This is a genomic window from Paenibacillus sp. GCM10023250 (assembly GCF_042653205.1).
In the GTDB taxonomy this organism is placed as follows: Bacteria; Bacillota; Bacilli; order Paenibacillales; family Paenibacillaceae; genus Paenibacillus_Z.
Genome location: NZ_JBHSHY010000001.1, coordinates 147,017 through 164,136, shown reverse-complemented (window position 1 = coordinate 164,136; position 17,120 = coordinate 147,017). Strand labels below are relative to the sequence as shown.

Sequence of the window (17,120 nt, the reverse complement as noted above, 5' to 3'; positions counted from 1 at the left end):
CGGCATAAAATGCCGTAAAAGCCGAGGCGCCGCCGCGTCGCAAGCCTTTTCCGGACCAGTCCATAACATTAAAAAATATTTATTCACTATTATATGATAGTTGCAAGCGATACGACAAGAAGCGCGCCGAAGTTGAACGGACGAATCGCCGCCGAATCGCGGTCCGCGACCGGGTGTCGGCACGCTTTGAGAGCGATTGCGCGACCGGAAATCCGTTCATTGACGGCGCTTTCGCCCGCCGCCGATTCGTCCAGCTAGGCAATTCCAACAGTTTTCTGAACGTTGGACCGGCCGGCTCGCAATTTGAGCGGCCCTCCTCTTCGCGGCCCGCCGCGAAGACCGTCGCGGGAATCCGCACCGGACCGCGATCAGCCCGCTTCGATTATCCAACCTCGATCAGCCTGTCTCGATCCGCCTGGCCTTGCGGGCTTTCGGCGTGATGACGTGTTCCGTCCCGCTGCGCCGCTCGTAGAAGAGCCGGCGTTTCCGGTTGAACAAGCAAATCACGAGGTGAATGGCGAACGCGGCATTGACCGCGAACACGGCCAGCAGCAGCGGCAGGATGAGAACGGAATCGCCCGCCCCCCGCGCGCCGAGGCCGGCCATCAGCGCGTTAATGCCGCCGACGGCGCCGTAGAGCAGCCCGTATCGGATCAGCAGCTCGCGCAGCCGTACCCGGCTTCCGGCTCCGCGCAAGCGGATGCGGACGGACCATTTGCCGAGCGTCTGCCCGTTGGTCAAATACGGCAGGACGATGAAATACGCCGCGACCGCGATGACGTACGGGAACGGAACGCGCAGTACCGCGAGCGCCGCCAGGACCGGATTCAGCACGCACCAATCGATGAGGAACGCCAGGCCGCGGCGCGTGTACGACACGCGCTTCGCCGCGAGATCGACTCGCTCGTCGAGCTTGTCAATGCGAGGGAGCCGCTTCGACAGCCATTCGGCGGCCACGAAGCCCAGCAGGCCGCCGGCCGTGTTGGTCATCGCGTCATCGACGTCGAACAGCCGGTACGGGTAATCGTAGATGCCGTAGATGCCCGTCACCTGCGTCGCCTCGAAGAAGAGCGAGAGCCCGAGCGTCAGCAGCAGGCACGCCAGCCAGCCCGTTCGGAAATAGTAGCGCAGGAACATGCCGAACGGCACGGTCAGCAGCACGTTGAACGCGACCTGCAGCACCGCTCGTTCCCCCAGCAGCCGAAAGTACGTTGCAGGCCGTTCCCAATCGACGCCCGTTTCCTTGAGGACGTCGAGCACGAAATGGAACGGGATCCACTGCGCGTACGAGCCGGCCGCCGGCGGCGAATTGTGGACGCTCGGCGGGAGCGGCAGCAGGATCAGGAACACCGCGTTCAACAGATAGAGCAGGAACAAGTAGAGCAGCAGCGCCCGGTACTTGTTCACGTACCCGTGACGCCGATACTGCACGAGCAGGAACGGCAGCGTGAACAGCAGCGCCGCCGCCGGGAAGCTCAGAAACGCATAGGAAATCGGAAACCAATAAACCGTCAGCATGGCCGGCACCTTTCATGCGGTACAGGCGCGAATAGCGCGCTAGTCCAACGTTTTGATGATTCTATTTTACCCTATGTGCTATTTTACCCTGAGCGCGGTTCGGCGAACATGTCCGCTTCAATCGGATACGGGGCGCTCGGCGCGGACCGGCTGCCGGTAACGGTCGTACGCCGTCTGCTGAATCTCGATCGCCCGCTCGATGCCGAGCGACTTCAGCTGTTCGACGTAGGCGTCAAACCCGTCCATCGGCTCGATGCCGAGTATGAATTTGAGCGACGCCTCGTCCGTCAGCGCCGCTGCGTCCCGCATGATCGCCGAGAGCTCGGCGTTCTCCTTCTCCGTCTTCGGCGTCGCCGGCAGCACATGGTCCGCCGCGTCCGTGGCGCCCCAGAGCCGGATCGCGTCCTTCTGCTCGGGCATCGAATAATACTGCTCCATATAACGGACGTCCTGCACGAACGGCCCGAAATAGCTGGCCCGCGTATACATCGCGAGCGCCTGGGACGGCGCCAGCTTGTCGGGATTGTTCAGGATGAGGTCCGTGTACCTCGGGTAGCCGTCCTTCATCTCGTAGCTGACGCCTTCGATGCCGAAGTTGAACAGCATATGGCCCTGCGGGCCGTACCCGTAATCCAGCAGCCGGGCCGCCCGCTCGGCGTTCGGGCTCGCGCCAGAAATCGCCACCCCGCCGCTCGACCCGACGGCCGGGGCGAGCTGCCCGAACTTCGGCCGGTCGCCCCGGCGCAGCACGGGATACGGCGCCGCGGTCAGCTCCGCCGACGGATCGTTTTGCCGCAGCACGGGCAGCCAGGTCCCGATGCCCGCCCCCGCGTTCCAGATGCTCGCGCCGCTCCGTCCCGTCAGCATGCTCGCGTCCTGCGTCTCGGAGTCGACCGCGGCGAAGTTCGGATCGATAAGCCCCTCGGCGTACCAATCCCGGAACAGCGTCAGGAACGACTTGTAGCCGGGCTCCTGCGGACCGTATTTCACGCGGCCGTTCTCCAAATAAAAGCCCTTCTTAACGCCGTACGCGCCGATGAAGCCGCCGCCTTCGATCCCATACAGCGGATTCGGCACGCCGAGGAACGTGAGCGGCGCTTCGACCCCCTTCCGTTCCTTGAAGGCTTTCAGCACGGTATGCCAATCGTCGATCGTCTCCGGCACGCCGAGCCCGAGCTCGTCCAGCCAATCCTTCCGCAGGATCGGGCCCTGGTACGTACGCAGCCGGTCGTCGTTCTGCACGAACGGGAACATATAATAGCTGCCGTCCGCCGTCCGAATCTGCTTGTCGATATCGGGATGCCCGCGCAGGTACGCCTTCAGGTTGGGGGCATAGCGGTCGATCGCGTCGTTCAGCCTTAAAATATATCCGTCCTTGATCGCTTTCTCCGGCCCGCCCGGGAAACTCGCCCATTCGTACTCGATCATGTCAGGCAGCTTCCCTGACGCCAGCAGCACGTTGATCGCTTCCTTCGCCTGATTCGACGGGGGCTGAATGAAGGTCAGCCTCGTGCCCGTCTCGCGCTGCCATTCCTGGAAGAACGGCACGTCCTGGATCCGCTGCCTGGCGCTCGCCGCGTTCCCGTTCAGCTCCGCCCAGTACGTCATCGCAGCCTCGCCTCCGTTGGCGCCGCCCCTGCCGCTGCCGTCGGCTTCGTCCGCCGCGCCTCCCGCCTGCTTCGGCTCGCCGGCGCTGCCGTCCGCCGGCCGGACGCCGGCGCTCTCCCTATCCCTATAGCCGACCAGCGCCAGCAGCGCGACCGTCGCCGCGGCCGCCGCCATGAGCCGTGCGCTTTTTTTTCGCATGACAAGGCCCCCTTAGTAGATTTCCTTGTATTTGCCCGGCGTGATGCCCTCGTATTTTTTGAACACGCGAATGAACGTGGCGGCGTCGTTGTAGCCGACGAGCCGCGAGATTTCGTTGATCGAATCCCGCTTCTCGCGGATCATCGCTTTGGCCTGCGCGATCCGCGTCTTATGGATGCAGTCGAGCAACCCTTCGCCCGTCTGGTTCTTGAACAGCCGTGAGAGGTAGCTGCCCTTCAGGTCGAAGCGTTCGCCGATCGCATTGACGTTCAGATTCGCGTCCGTGTAATGGTCTTCGATGTATCGGACCACGTCGGCCGTCAGCTCGCGGAGCGAGCCTTCACGCTCCAGCGCGGCATTGCTCGCGCGCTTCGCCGCGGCGAATGCGCAGACGTCCCGAAGCAAATCCTGCAGCTCTTCCTGCATCCCCTGGATCGTGTCGCTGGCGATGACGGCGTCCATCCTGCCCGGATCCTGCTCCCACGCGCTGCCTTCGCCCAGCTCGCCGATCGCCTTGACCATCGTGCCGACCAGGTTGAAGAGCAGGCAGCGCGCCAGCGTGATCGGCATGACCCGTCCGCCGAAATTGCGGTCCGTGATCTCGCGCATGTACGACGATGCCTGACCGAAGTCGCCGGTCTTGATGAAATTGATGAGCTGCTGCTCGGTCTGCAGCGGGTAGTAATAGCCGAAACCGGCCGAATCTGCCGGAGCCGCGCGAATATCCTCGTACGCGAGGATGCCCTGCTTGCCGAGCACCATCTTGTACTCCATCGCGTCGACCGCCTCCTGGTACGCCGCCGCGATGCCGGCCCAGGACGAATGGATCCCGCTGACGGAGATCGTGAGCTCCATGTCGTACCGGCGCAGGAAGGCTTGCGCTTCGGAAGCGATCGCCATCAGCTCGCCGCGGACGTCCGGCGCGTCCGGCATCAGGCAGACGAGGCAGGCCAGCATGTCGTCCGCTTCGGCGACGTAGCCCGCATGCCGGCGCTGCTGCGCCAGATCTTCGACGACGTTGCCGATAATGAACGGCGCGAGCCGCGCCCGTTCGTTCAGATCTATGCCCGGCAGCTTGGCGTACAGGCTCTCTTCGTTCTCCAGCACGAACAGCAGCACGGCGAATTCATCCGACGGCAGCGCCATATGGAACGAGCGGAACGATTCCTCGTACGGGACGCGCGCGTCGAGCCTGCCCTTTAGCAGCCGGTGGATCATGTTGGAGCGCAGCGTCTGCTGGTGCTTCTGCAGCTGCGTTGCGATTCGCTCCTTCTCGCTTCTCGCGTTCAGCACGGCGCGCTGGATGTACCGGAGCTCATTGCCGTCCCCCGGTTCGGCCGGCGAATTGCGGTCTGTAAGCGATTGCATAAGTTCGTGGATCGGGGTGTAATTCCGGCGCGTGAAGAACCATGTCAGGATCCCGGCCCCGATGAGGCTGAGCAGGATGCTGATGGACGCGAAGCTGCGGACGTATTCGGCCTTCTTCCAATAGACGGCGCTCGGGAAGATCAGCGCGTACTTCAAGTCCGACACGGCGGACGGCATGTAAAACAGCTCCGAATCGCCGATTCGCGCCTGCGTCAGGCGGACATGTCCGCCGCCTAGGAAAGGCTGCAATTCCGGCGCGTCCGGACGGCTCGACAGCAGAATCTCGTTGTCCTCGTTCAGAATGAGGAGCAGCCCTTCGCCGAAATCCGAAATGCCCTCGATCGCCTCCCGGAACCTCGACGCGTCCGCCATCACGACGACCGACCCCGTCGCTTTGCCGCTCAGATCGTTCGGCAGCCGCGTGATGTACGCGATGGCGTCGTCCGACGTTCCCGCGCCGAGATGCGGAAGCACCGCGAACCGGTTCGCTTTCGGTCCGCGCACCGTTGCCTGCCATTCATCATAAGTCATATCCCCCGTATCGTGCAGCGTGCGGAAGGCGGTCCGCAGGTCGCGGATGTTGCCCGGCCGCAGGACGGCCCCGCCCTGATCCCAGACGACGTAAAATTCGTCGACCGAAGCATAGGACGTCTTATAGAGACGGAATTCTTTCGCCAGCTGGTAGGCGGTAAACGGCGCTTCCTTCGCCGGCTTGCTGGAGTACATCAAGCTTTGCAGCTTGTCGTTCCACGTGATCTCCATGTCCAGCCGTTTCATCAGATCGATCTGATTGTCGATCGTATAGCGCATCTGCTTCAGCAGGGCATCGTTGGCGCGGTGAATCTCGCCCTTCAGCGCATGGCTGGCCTGCGAATAGATGACCAGGCTGATCGCGATCGGGACGAACAGGACCGCGCTGTAAGAGATCAGCCACGTGAACACGATGCTTTTGCGTTTTTGCCATAATCCGCGAATCGTCGGCAAGCTCCCATCCCCCGCAAGTATCGGATTGGTCGTCTGGAAGGACGCGTTCAGACCTCCATTATACCGATTCGCGCCGCCGGAACGGAATGGAGAAAAACGAAAAATCGATTTACAATATCGCCAACGATTCGCCGACTCCGGCTGTCCGGACACGCGAAAAAGCCCGAAAGGACGCCGTTCGTCCTTTCGGGCCGCGGTTTGCGGCGCCTTCGCTCCATTAAGCGCTGCCTGCCCTAGAAGATCCGCCGCGCCCAGCCGTTCAGCTTCGCGACCGCCTCCATGAAGAAATAGTCGCCGTAGATCAGCGAGACGTTCACGTTCTGACCGGCCGGCTTGTGGCCCGTGCCCTGCGTCAGAATCGCTTCATGGTCCGGCCGGTCCCACGTCGCGTAGCGCGCGTCGAGGGACGCGAGCATGCGCTCGGCGGCCGCGCGGTAAGCCCGGCCTTCCCGCTCCGGCAGCGCGTCCGCGAGCTCGAGCAGCCCCGACGCCGCGATCGCGCCGGCCGAGGTGTCGCGCGGCTCGCCGGCGAGCTCCCCGTCCGCCCGGAAATCCCAGTGCGGGACGGCATCCTCCGGCAGGTGGGCGACGAAATAATGCGCCACCCGCTGGGACGCCCGCAAATACGCCGGGTCGCCGGTATGCCGGTATGTATTGGCCATGCCGTACAGCACCCAGGCGTTGCCCCGGCTCCAGGCGGAATCCGGCGCCGCGCCTTGGCCGCCGAGGGCGTCCGCCCGCTCGCCCGTCTCCGGATCGAAGCGGACGATATGATGCGCCGAGCCGTCCGGCCGGATGAATTCGCGCAGCACCGTGTCCGCGTGCAGCTTCGCGACATGCGCGAAGCGCGGGTCCCCGCTCTCCTTCGCCGCCCAGAACAGCAGCGACAGGTTCATCGCCGTGTCTGCGATCGCCCAGCCGATCCGGTCGCCGTTCCAGGCGCGGATGAAGCCGCCGCGCGGATTGAAGCGGCCCGCGAGGAAGTTCGCGGCGAACAATCCCCGCCGCCGCGCATCCTCGTCGCCGGTCAGCGCGTGCTTGAACACCGCCGTGGGCAGGAACTGGAAGCCGACGTCGTGGTCGAAGCGGTTCTCCTCCAGCATCATCTGCTCCAGCCGCTCATCCCAGCTCCAGGCGGCTTCCCGGAACCGCTCCTCGCCGCTCATGTCGTGGGCAAGCCACAGCATGCCCGGCCAGAAGCCGGACGTCCACCAATCGAGCCGCAAGCTGTCGTACTTGCCGTCGCCGCCGGCAACATGCGGCGAACGGTCGCCCATGACTGTCCGCATGGCGTCGACTTTGGCGAGGATCCGCGCCCAGACGGCGGCACTTGCGGTTTCGTTCCATACTGCCGTTTCGATCATCTCTCGAATGCCTCCTTTTCGTTGGCCGCGCGGGCCAGGCTGGCCTCGCGCGGGTCGGCCGATGAACGGCCTGTCGTTCCGCTTGCGATTTTCCGTCCGGTTCAGCCTTTTAACGAGCCGACCATGACGCCCTTCACGAAGAACCGCTGTACGAACGGATAGACGCACAGAATCGGGACGGTGGCGATCATGATCGTCGCGTACTTGATCGTCTCGCCGATCTGGAACCGGTCGCTGGCCGAGGCGCCCGTCGACATGCTGTCGGTCGAGTTGGAGATCAGAATTTCCCGCAGCACGAGCTGCAGCGGGAACAGCTCGCGGCTCTTGATGAAGACCGACGCGTAGAACCACCCGTTCCACTTGTCGACCGCGTAGTACAGGATCATGACGGCGATGACCGGCATCGAGAGCGGGATGATGATCCGGAAGAGAATCGTAAAATGATTCGCGCCGTCGATCTTCGCCGACTCTTCGAGGCTGTCCGGAATGCCCATGAACGCCGTCCGCATGATGATGAGGTTGAACGTGCTGACCGCGAATGGCACGATCGTCGACCAGAGCGAGTCGAGCAGGCCGACGCCCTTCACAATCAGATAGAGCGGAATCAGCCCCCCGCCGAAGAACATTGTGAACACGATGATGAACATGAAGACGTTGTTCCACAGCACGTTCTTGCGGGAGAGCACGTAGGCGCCCAGCGCCGTCATGAGCAGGTTGACGAGGACGCCGGCGACAACGATGAACAGCGTGTTGCGGTAGCCGATCGCGATGCCCGGATTCGCGAGCACGCTCTTGTAGGCTTCGAGGCTGAAGCCGAGCGGCTTCCACAGGATGCCCTTGTACACGATCAGCCGGCCGGCGTCGCTGAACGAAGCGAACAGCACGTACAGCAGCGGGTACAGCGTGGCGGCGACGAGCAGCAGCAATAGCGTATAGATCGCGACGTCGAACGCCCGGTCGACGAAGCTTGTTTCCGTTTTCATCCTTCTCACCTCACCATAGGCTGCTCTTGCTCACTCGGCGGCTGACGGCGTTGGCGGTCACGAGCAGGATCAGATTGATGCACGAATTGAACAAACCGACCGCCGAGCTGTAGCTCCAGCCGAATTCGAGCAGGCCTTTCCGGTACACGAAGGACGAGATGACGTCGGCCGTCTCGTAGGTGACCGGGTTGTACAGCAGAATGATTTTCTCGAAGCCGACGTTGAGCAGGTTGCCCATCCGCAAGATCAGCATGATCGCGATGGTCGGCATGATGCCCGGCAGCGTGATGTAGACAATCTGCTTGAACCGGCTGGCGCCGTCCATCCGGGCCGCCTCGTACTGCTCCTGGTCGATGCTCATCAGCGCCGCGATGTAGATGATCGATTCCCAGCCGATCCGCTGCCAGATCTCCGACGAGATATAGATCGGGCGGAACAGCCCGGGCTTCTGGAGCATGGCCTGCCCGTCGTAGCCGAGCCACGTGAACAGGCGGTTGATCAGGCCGTCGGCGTTGGTGAAATCGGTGATGATGCCGCAGATGACGACGAGCGAGATGAAGTACGGCATGTACGTGATCGTCTGCACGACGCGCTTGAACATCCGGTGGCGCACCTCGTTGATGAGCAGCGCCAAAATAATCGGCGCCGGAAACTCGAACAGCAGCGAATACAGGCTGATGAGCAGCGTGTTTTTCAGAATACGTACGAAATAGTAGCTGCGGAAGAACTCCTCGAAATGCTTCAGACCGACCCAGTCGCTGCCGAGAATGCCCTTCATCGGCGAGTAATTCTTGAATGCGATGAGCGCCCCGTACATCGGCGCGTAATGGAAGACGACGTAGTACGCGAGGACCGGCAGCATCATCAGGTACAAATATTTATTGAGCAGGAAATCCCGCATGATGCGGTTCTTGACCGCGGACGGCTGTGCCATGGCGCGATGCGTTCACCTCGTTTCGTAGGGAGGGCGAATCCCCTCCCCGATCTCTTACCGGCTGTCGTACCTTGCCAAAGCCGCCGTCTGAATCTCGATCGCGCGGTCGAGGTTCAGCGACTTCATCTTCGCGAGGTAATCGTCGTACTTGTCGACCGGCTCGGTGCCGAGGATGATCTTCAGCGTCATCTCGTCCACCAGCGTATCGATGTCGGTCATGATCGCGGCATACTCCGAGCTCTCCTCCGGCGTCGGCGTAAGCGGCGGCAAGTTATGCTTGGCCGCGTCGGTCTTGGCCCAAATGCCGATCGCGTCGCGCTGCGTCTGGAGCGCGAAGAACTGCTCGGCGTAGCGCTTGTCCTGGACGAACGGACCGTTGTAGCTGCTGCGGGCATACTGCGATATCGCCTGCGCCGGCGCGAGCTTGTCGGGATTCTTCATCAGCAGGTCGGTGAAGGTCGGGTAGCCGTCCACCATGTTATAGCTGACGCCTTCCGTCCCGAAATTAAAAAACATATGCCCTTCCTCGCTGTAGCCGTAATCCAGCATGCGGACCGCCAGCTCCGGATCCTTGGCCGACGTCGTGATCGCGACCGTGCCCTCGGAGGAGTACGCCTGCTGGCGCTGGCCGAACTTCGGCGTGTCGCCCTTCTTCAGCACCGGATACGGCGCGGCGACGAGCACGGCCTTCGGATCGTTCGCCAGCACGAGCGGCTGCCACTTGCCGATGCCGCCGCCAGCGTTGCCGACCGTGGCGCCGGTCGCGCCGGAGGCAATGTTGCTGTCGAGCGCCTTCGAATCCGCCGTCGCGGCGTTCTTGTCGATCAGCCCTTCGGCGTACCACTCGTGGAATTGGCGCAAGTAGTCCTTGAAGCCCGGCTCGGCCGGGCCGAACTTGATTTCGCCGTCCTCCTGGTAGAAGCCGCGGTTCACGCCGAACGCGCCGATGAACGCGCCGTTGCCGGATTCGTTGAAGAACCGCGGCTTGCTGACGAACGAGAGCGGGGCGGCCGCGCCCTTCTTCTCCTTGAACGCGCGCAGCGTCGCCGTCCAGTCGTCGATCGTCTCGGGCATCGGCAGACCGAGCTCGTCGAGCCAGTCCTTGCGGATGATCGGCCCTTGGAAAACGCGCAGATACTCGTCGCCGCGAATGAACGGGAACGCGTAATAGCTGCCGCTGTCGGTCTTGACCATCTTGTCGATGTCGGGGTTGTCCTGCAAAAATTTCTTCAGGTTCGGCGCGTTCTTGTCGATCAGGTCGTTCAGCTTCAGAATATAGCCGTCGCCGATCGCTTTCTCCGGCCCGCCCGGGAAGCCGAGGAAGTTGTACTCGAGCATGTCCGGCAGATCGCCCGAGGCGAGCATCACGTTGAGCGCTTCCTTCGTCTGACCCGCCGGCGGCGCCGTGAATTTGAGCTTCACACCGGTCTTCTTCTGCCAATCCTGGAAGAACGGGACTTCGTCGTGCGACGCTTTGACGCCGACCAGATTGCCGGTGATTTCGCCCCAGTACGTCAGCGTTTTGTCGGTCTTGATCGGATATGCCGACGCTTCGCCTTCCCCAGCCTGCGACCCCGCCGTCCCCTCGTTCGCGGCTCCGTTTCCGTTGCCTTGCGCGTTACCGCCGTTCGCGTTCCCGGCACCCGCGTTGTTCCCGCCGTCCGACGAGCAGGCCGCGAGCAGCGAACCGAGCAGCGCGACGCTCAGGCCGGATACCAACCATTTTCTCATGCGTTTCACCCTCCGTTGAATCGTATCGTGACGAGAGCTTGCAAGCGCTCTCACTCCTTCAGACTAACGGCCCGGCCCCCTTCCCGATATGTGCAAAATCGCCAATCCAATGCCGAAATCCTGCGCGCCGGCTGATCATATCGCCAATCCAATCAACAATTTCGCCGCGAAACCATGCGATTGGAGCCGCTCCGCTCGAAGTCCGGGGCCGCCCTCGACCAAAGCCGTACCCGGGCCTCGGCCTTGCGCAGGTGTTTTCCAATAAATAACAGCTGTACGATGAGAGCAGCACATTTACCGAATAAGGAGTGAAGGAAGATGAAGAACGTGATGATCTCGCAAACGGCGGGAAATCGGCATGAAGCCAAGGAGCCCCCGCGGTTCTTTCATGGTGAACGATGGCTGGTACTGACGGGGCTGCTCGGTCTGCTGCTCGCGGCCGTCTGCGGCATTTGGTGGCTGACGGAAGGCGCGGCGGTCGCGCCGGGCGGCGACATCTCGCATGCGTTCTCGTTCAACGCGGCGCTGGGGCTGTTCGTGCTGTCGACGGCGGCGATCGTCCCGCTTTCTGGCGCAGGCCCGAAGGTCCGGGCGTTCTTCCGCTGGTCGTATATGGCGCTCGCGCTCTACTCGTACGCGGCGGAAACGATCCAAAACGCCCGCGGCGTCAATCCGCGGTTCCTGGGCGACGGCGCGGCGGCGTTCGACGTCGCGGTCGGCAATGTATTCGCGAGCGTGGCGGCGCTGCTGATTGCGTACTACCTCTTCTTTGCCGGCTATTTTTTCCGGCCTAGCGCCTACCGCCGGCAGCCCGAGCTGGCGATCGGCATCCGCTACGCCATGGCTGCGGTGGCCGTCTCCTTCGCGGCCGGCATCTGGATCTCGATGAACCAGGGCCGCATCGTCGGAGCGGACGGCAACATCATCTGGCTGCATGGCCTCGGCTTCCATGCGCTGCAGGCGCTGCCGGCGGTCGCCTGGCTCTCGGCCCGCGCCGCGCGGCGGGGCTTCGCGAGCCGCGTCTATATCCACGCCGCGGGGGTCTCGTTCCTGCTCGGCCTGCTCGCGATCGGCGGGCAGACGTATTGGGGCCGCGCGCTCTTCGAATGGTCCGCGCTCCCGCTCGCCGCCGCGGCCTGCTTCCTGATCTCGCTCGCGGCCGGCGCCGTCTCCTTCCGGCTCGCCTTCCTGGAGCCGGGCGCGGGCAGCGGCGCCTCCGCTTCGGGCGGCGGCGCGAATCTGCGCTAAGCGGCGCCCTGACATGCAAAAAAGACCATGTCTGCGGCAGCGCCGCAAGGCATGGTCTTTCGGTTTAGCTGTCTTACGATTCAATCGCCTTCGTGCCCACGATCGCGTCGATGGTCGGTTTGTCCGCGATCACGAACAGTCTCGCATCCGGCGGAATCGCCTCGCGAAGCTTGCGGTTCACGCCGAGGTCGCCCCGGTCGGAGATCAGCGTCGCGCCCCGGCTCAGCAGCTCCTGGAAGGCGTCTCCGTACGTCCGCCACTCGGGCTTCAGCGGCACCTCGTAGATATCGTCGCCGTGCTGCCGGCTGAGCAGCTGGCTGAAGATCTCCGCGTTGCCCTCCTGCAGCGCCGCCCGGACCGCGAGCCGCGAGATCGCATCATGCGACAGCACGAATTCGTTCACCTTGACGTAACGGAAGTTTTGGACGTTCTTCTCGTGCACGATCTCGACCGTGGAATGGATGCTCGGCGCGAGCCGCTCGATGCTCGACGCGATTAGGAGCGTCTTCCCGTCGGCCAGCGCCGCCTCGTCGATACGCGAGTCCGCGAAGATGATCGCCGCGCGCGCCTCCTTCAGATTCGCCTCTTCGAGCACCTCGTCGGAGGCCGGATCGCCGCTGATGAAGTGCACACGGCTCCTCCGCTGCATCGGATGCCGATCGGACTCGTCGATGATGACGATATCGGCTTCCGGCAGGCAGGCCGCGATTTCGTCGACGGCGTACTGCGCCTTCTTGCTCCAATTAATGATGATGAAGTGGCCTTTCCCCTGATACCGCAATTGACCGGCCTCCCTCTGCCGCTGGATGGATGCGACGGAATCGATGACTTTGCCGATCAGCAGGCTGAGCAGCCCGATTCCGAATACGTACAGGAACATGGTCAGCAGCTTGCCGGCTGCCGTCTTGGCGTAATAATCGCCGTAGCCGACCGTCGACATCGTCGTCAGCACCCAATACAGCGCGTTGTACCAAGAACGGAACGTCTCCGGCTCCAGCGCCAGCGCGAGCGTCGAGCACGCCAGGATGAAGACGAGCGCCGTCAGGATGATCGACGTGTTCTTGAAATGCATGGTTTTGAGCAGCAAGCGAAGCAAAAAATGCATGCGGACGTTCCACTCCCGTTCGGATCAGCCTCGTAGTGCGGCGGAAAGCCTCTGGCCTCCCGGTTGGCGCGTTACACGATCAGGCTGCTGATCGCGAAGCTCGTGCCGAGGAATACCGCGCAGAGCAGGATGCCGATGGCGTTGTTGCCCTGCTGCAGATGCTCGGAGACCTTGAGTCCCGGCGTCGCCAGCTCGAAGAGCCAATATGCGGCAATCAAGCAGACGTACCCCACGGCGAACCACAGCATCAGATGCCAGATGGACGTATTTGTGTACGCCGCGACGCCGAGAATGATTGCCGTCGCCATGAACTTGCCGCCGAGCGCGAGGCCGACGGCCGTATTGCCTTTGCGCAGCTCCTCCATGTCTTTGAACGGGGTCATCCAGCTGAAGACGAGCATGCCGAGCAGTTGAAGAAGAATAATGACGACGACGCTAATAATTAGATTGGTCACCACGACCATCATGCCCACCCCCTGAATTTCGCGTAAGCCAAATCATAATTCGCGTAGTCGTGGACTTCCTCGACCATGACCGGCACTTCTTTCAAACTTTTGAGCTTCTGGTACCGCGCGTCGTCGATCGGCTGTTTCAGCTGGTTGCCGGACGGCAGCGTGATAACGGCGAAATTGCGCGTCTTGCCTTGGTAGGTCGTCTTGTAGACGCCGACTAGGCTGACATTCGTCTTAAGTGATATTTTCAAATCGGCGATGTCCGCCTTCGCCTTCGCCTCGTCCGGATACGACTTGATCGTCGTCCAGGCGGACAGCTTCACTTCGTTGTTGCCGTTCTCGCCCGTCGTCATGTCGGCGCTCATGTACTGCAGCGTCCAGACTTTGTCGCCGGTAGCGTAGTTGCCGTCGTTCGGGAGCAGCGCGTTGTCCGGCAGGATCGTCATGTCGCCGCCGATCAAGTCGCCGACGGTGCCTTGGACGAGCCGGTAATCCCACGGGATCCGGTTCGGGTCGGCGGCGCCGGCCTGCGCGTTCGCCGATGCGCCGGCGCTCAGCACCGACGTCCGGTCGTTCCCGCAGGCGGCGAGCAGCAGCGCGGCGAGCGCGCCTATCGCGAGCAGGCCGAGCAGCCTCGGGCGGAAGCGGCGCGCAGCGCCGGACGATGCCCGCGGCGGTTCCGGTGCGGGTGTTGGGTGGGTCATGTTCTCGATCATCCTCGTTCCTTCACTCCTAGCGGGATAAAATGGCTCGTATTGCCGGTAATCGGACCGCCGGCTCTGCCGAGCAGGCCGCAGGGCGTGCCGTTCAACACGAACAGGCCCGTCAGCAGATGGAAGTCGCCCGCGGTTGTCGCGATGCGGGCCAGCTCCGCCCGTTTCTGGTACACGATCGGAAACAGCGCGCTCGTATCGAAGCCGTCCCGGTCCTCGAGCTCGAGCCGCCCCTCCCGGTCGAACATCCGGACGGAGCCGCCTTCGCGGCCGAACATCGACTTCGAGACGAAGCTGCCCTGGAAGACAGCTTTGTTATAGGTCGGCAGCATATAACGGCGGATCGCCTTCCGTTCCTCGGCGTCGTACAGCTGATTCAGTTCGTACAAGCCCCAGATCGCCGCTTGCAGCCCCTTCGATTGCAGAATGATGGCATGCGGGTTGTTGAACAGCGCGAGATTGCCGCTGTCCACCGCGTACAGCAGCGCGTCGCCGCCCTCGTCGACGGCAAGCCACTCCTTCGGGTACAACGCGAACAGGCTCCGGATCGCGTTGCCCTGCCCATCCTTCAGCACGCCTTCATCCACCCACAGTTCGAGGCAGTCGACGCAGCGGACGTTCAAGCCGCTGTGGCGTACGAGCGCCTCGATGGTGCCGGAATCCTCCAAGTGCTCGCCGTAGCCGACGCAGGCCGCGGTATCGGGCCGTTCCTCGGCCCAGGCCGCCGCGATGAGCTCCGCCATGCGCGCGTTCGGCGAAGCGATGCCCGCCTCGTCGCACAGCCATGGCGTCGCGATCGCGGCTTCGACGTATCCGGTCGGCGTGTCGGCGTTCAGCTCCAATAGCTTGATCGCGCCTTCGTCCGAGACGGCGAAGTCGAACCGCGCGTAGCGGCTGATCAATCCCTCCGGCGGGAGCGGCAGCAGATCCAGCGTCGCCCACAGGATCTCCGGAATACCGAGCCGTTCGTAGAGCTCGCGTTTGCCGTGCACGAAGCGGACCGCCTTATCGAAGATGCGCCACAGCTTGGCGGCCGCGGCCTCGAGCTCGGCGTACGTCTCCTCCTTCATGACGACAATTTGGTCAAGCCAGTAGGCCTCGTCCTCCAGATCCGCCCAGGCAAAGCCGATGTCGCGCAGCTGCGCGACGCGCGATACGCGGTCCGGATCGGGCATCCCGCTCACTTCGAACGCCTGCGTACTCATCCGCCGAAGCCTCCCGACGAACGGGAGCCGCTGCTATGGCTCGACGAGCCGGAGCTCGACTTCGATCCGCTGATGACGCTCGAGGTGCCGCCGATGCCGCCGGGCTTCGAGGACGAAGAACGGCGCGTGACCGTGCCCGACCCCGTCGTCGTCTTCGGACGGACGGCCGAGCCGACGACGGGCTTGTTCTGGAAGCTGTCGCCCGTGTAGCGCTTGGCTTTGTACGGCGCGCTCGTGCCCGCGTAGTACGTCGTATGCGATCTCGACCACGATGACGTCGAATACGAGCCGCCGTTATTGAACAGCAAATGATAGAGGAGCAGATCGTCCCAGCCGAAGCTGGAGGACGAACCATTGTTGATGACGATCGTCTCGCCGCCGGAGCCGCTTGTGCCGGCCGATCCCGCGCCGCCTCCACCGAGAGGTTCGGCGGGCGGCTGGGCCTGCCCGTTATCGTCGTCCTCGACGAGCATCGGAAGGTTCCAGTCGACCGCGGGATCGAAATACGCTTTCACGGCCTCCGTCGAGTACTCGACCAGCTTCGGCTGCTCGGGCGCCGCCGCCGTGCCGTCCGCCGCGAACGTCACCGCGCCGAACGCGACGCTGGCCAGCAGGGCGAGGCCAAGCGACGTCGAGAGCACCCGCAGCGGCTTGCCTTCCTTCGTAAACAGCTTGCTTCTGATCGTCTCATGCGGCTGTTCGTGTCGTGTCAATCGAGGGTCCCCCTTTCGCTGCGTCATCCGTCGTTCCGCATCGGAACGACGAGGATTTCCAATTTGCCGCTATCCAGATTCATACGGCCTTCCAGTGTCTCGTATTCGCGTCCGCCGACCGTAATATAGTTGACGTGCTCGAGCGAGGCGACCATCGCCGGGGTCCATTCCCGTTCGTCGACGCTCGTCAGGCCGCCTTCCGCTTCCTTCACGAATAATATGACGCCGATTCCGTGTTCCACTTCTTGCCATCCTCTCGAATTTGGAGTCTCTACCAGATTTTACACAGTAAGCGATAGGCGGAAGAATTGTCAATCTCCGAGCTGATCCGACAAATGCGGACATGGAGGGAACGCGAACCTCGCTGCCGATTCGCGATTCCTACATTAATAAAGGCGATTGCAACGAATTCCTTCCGTTGCAGCTGCGATGCGGTACAGGCGCGGGCGGAGACAGCGAGATGGGTGGATCCGCACTGCCGCCCCGTTACTTGGCGCCGTACTTGCCTGCAGCGTCCGCCCGCACGTACCCGCCGTCGGTCGCGACCGCGATGGAGACCGCGGGATCGACGCCCGGGACGACATAATACTTGGTGCCGGCGGGGTAACGGTTGGAGAAATTGCCTTCGTACGTTCCTTCGTCGTCGGAATACGTCGTGACGGCGCCGATCTCCCGCCCGACGCCGGTGACCGGCGCATCGGTCGTCGCATAGACGACGCCGTCATGGACGACGAACGCGTAAGCCCATGAAGCGGAAGACGAGATCGTCGTGCCCGGGGTATCCGGCCCGTCATTGCTGCAGCCTGTCGCCTGCGCAAGACTCGCGCATGCGGCCGCCAATAATGTAAATATTTTCATGACCATCACCTCGCAGCAACTGACGCTGTCGTCGGCATCAAGGTTGCAGGAAGCGCGTTATTCTCGATGATTTCCCTCGGAAATCCTCCCCTGCTGCCCTCGAATATGCGGACAGCCAGTTACGGTATAGCCCCCCCA

15 protein-coding genes are annotated in these 17,120 nt (G+C 62.9%); 1 reads left to right on the top strand and 14 read right to left on the bottom strand.

Annotated elements, in window-relative coordinates:
• Nucleotides 1–396: 396 nt before the first annotated feature.
• The 7 genes from ACFPB1_RS00710 to ACFPB1_RS00680 all read right to left on the bottom strand — a co-directional run bounded on the left by ACFPB1_RS00710 (nucleotide 397) and on the right by ACFPB1_RS00680 (nucleotide 10,688).
• Entirely contained in the window at nucleotides 397–1,518 is a 1,122-nt protein-coding gene (locus ACFPB1_RS00710) for a VanZ family protein (protein WP_379220790.1), read from the bottom strand.
• A 117-nt stretch (nucleotides 1,519–1,635) separates the two neighbouring features.
• Entirely contained in the window at nucleotides 1,636–3,324 is a 1,689-nt protein-coding gene (locus tag ACFPB1_RS00705) for an extracellular solute-binding protein (RefSeq protein WP_379220788.1), read from the bottom strand.
• A gap of 12 nt (nucleotides 3,325–3,336) precedes the next feature.
• On the bottom strand, nucleotides 3,337–5,676 hold the full coding sequence (locus ACFPB1_RS00700; RefSeq protein WP_379220786.1) for a helix-turn-helix domain-containing protein: 2,340 nt from the start codon (nucleotides 5,674–5,676) through the stop codon (nucleotides 3,337–3,339).
• A 233-nt stretch (nucleotides 5,677–5,909) separates the two neighbouring features.
• Complete coding sequence (locus ACFPB1_RS00695) at nucleotides 5,910–7,040, bottom strand: glycoside hydrolase family 88 protein (RefSeq protein ID WP_379220784.1); 1,131 nt, start codon at nucleotides 7,038–7,040, stop codon at nucleotides 5,910–5,912.
• Between the two features lie 101 nt (nucleotides 7,041–7,141).
• Nucleotides 7,142–8,023, bottom strand: a complete 882-nt coding sequence (locus ACFPB1_RS00690; RefSeq protein ID WP_379220782.1) for a carbohydrate ABC transporter permease — start codon at nucleotides 8,021–8,023, stop codon at nucleotides 7,142–7,144.
• 10 nt (nucleotides 8,024–8,033) lie between these two features.
• Nucleotides 8,034–8,957: an ABC transporter permease gene (locus tag ACFPB1_RS00685; RefSeq protein WP_379220780.1), complete on the bottom strand. Its 924-nt coding sequence runs from the start codon at nucleotides 8,955–8,957 to the stop codon at nucleotides 8,034–8,036.
• A 54-nt stretch (nucleotides 8,958–9,011) separates the two neighbouring features.
• The gene (locus ACFPB1_RS00680; RefSeq protein ID WP_379220778.1) at nucleotides 9,012–10,688 is read right to left on the bottom strand and encodes an ABC transporter substrate-binding protein; all 1,677 of its coding nucleotides are present in this window, start codon (nucleotides 10,686–10,688) and stop codon (nucleotides 9,012–9,014) included.
• Between the two features lie 318 nt (nucleotides 10,689–11,006).
• Here ACFPB1_RS00680 and ACFPB1_RS00675 point away from each other — a divergent pair, with 318 nt between their 5' ends.
• Nucleotides 11,007–11,936, top strand: coding sequence for a hypothetical protein (locus tag ACFPB1_RS00675; RefSeq protein ID WP_379220775.1), 930 nt, complete (start codon nucleotides 11,007–11,009; stop codon nucleotides 11,934–11,936).
• A 73-nt stretch (nucleotides 11,937–12,009) separates the two neighbouring features.
• Here ACFPB1_RS00675 and ACFPB1_RS00670 read toward each other — a convergent pair whose 3' ends face one another.
• The 7 genes from ACFPB1_RS00670 to ACFPB1_RS00640 form a co-directional block, all read right to left on the bottom strand.
• Nucleotides 12,010–13,041, bottom strand: a complete 1,032-nt coding sequence (locus tag ACFPB1_RS00670; RefSeq protein WP_379220773.1) for a potassium channel family protein — start codon at nucleotides 13,039–13,041, stop codon at nucleotides 12,010–12,012.
• Between the two features lie 71 nt (nucleotides 13,042–13,112).
• Nucleotides 13,113–13,505 (bottom strand): DUF350 domain-containing protein, encoded by a 393-nt coding sequence (locus ACFPB1_RS00665; protein WP_379221662.1) that lies wholly within the window; start codon nucleotides 13,503–13,505, stop codon nucleotides 13,113–13,115.
• Nucleotides 13,505–14,197, bottom strand: a complete 693-nt coding sequence (locus ACFPB1_RS00660) for a signal peptide protein (protein ID WP_379220771.1) — start codon at nucleotides 14,195–14,197, stop codon at nucleotides 13,505–13,507. Before ACFPB1_RS00660 ends, ACFPB1_RS00665 begins: the two co-directional genes overlap by 1 nt.
• An 8-nt stretch (nucleotides 14,198–14,205) precedes the next feature.
• On the bottom strand, nucleotides 14,206–15,411 hold the full coding sequence (locus tag ACFPB1_RS00655) for a glutathionylspermidine synthase family protein (protein WP_379220769.1): 1,206 nt from the start codon (nucleotides 15,409–15,411) through the stop codon (nucleotides 14,206–14,208).
• Complete coding sequence (locus ACFPB1_RS00650; protein ID WP_379220767.1) at nucleotides 15,408–16,124, bottom strand: hypothetical protein; 717 nt, start codon at nucleotides 16,122–16,124, stop codon at nucleotides 15,408–15,410. Before ACFPB1_RS00650 ends, ACFPB1_RS00655 begins: the two co-directional genes overlap by 4 nt.
• 23 nt (nucleotides 16,125–16,147) lie before the next feature.
• The gene (locus tag ACFPB1_RS00645) at nucleotides 16,148–16,366 is read right to left on the bottom strand and encodes a hypothetical protein (RefSeq protein WP_379220765.1); all 219 of its coding nucleotides are present in this window, start codon (nucleotides 16,364–16,366) and stop codon (nucleotides 16,148–16,150) included.
• Between the two features lie 244 nt (nucleotides 16,367–16,610).
• Complete coding sequence (locus tag ACFPB1_RS00640; RefSeq protein ID WP_379220763.1) at nucleotides 16,611–16,982, bottom strand: hypothetical protein; 372 nt, start codon at nucleotides 16,980–16,982, stop codon at nucleotides 16,611–16,613.
• Nucleotides 16,983–17,120: the final 138 nt, after the last annotated feature.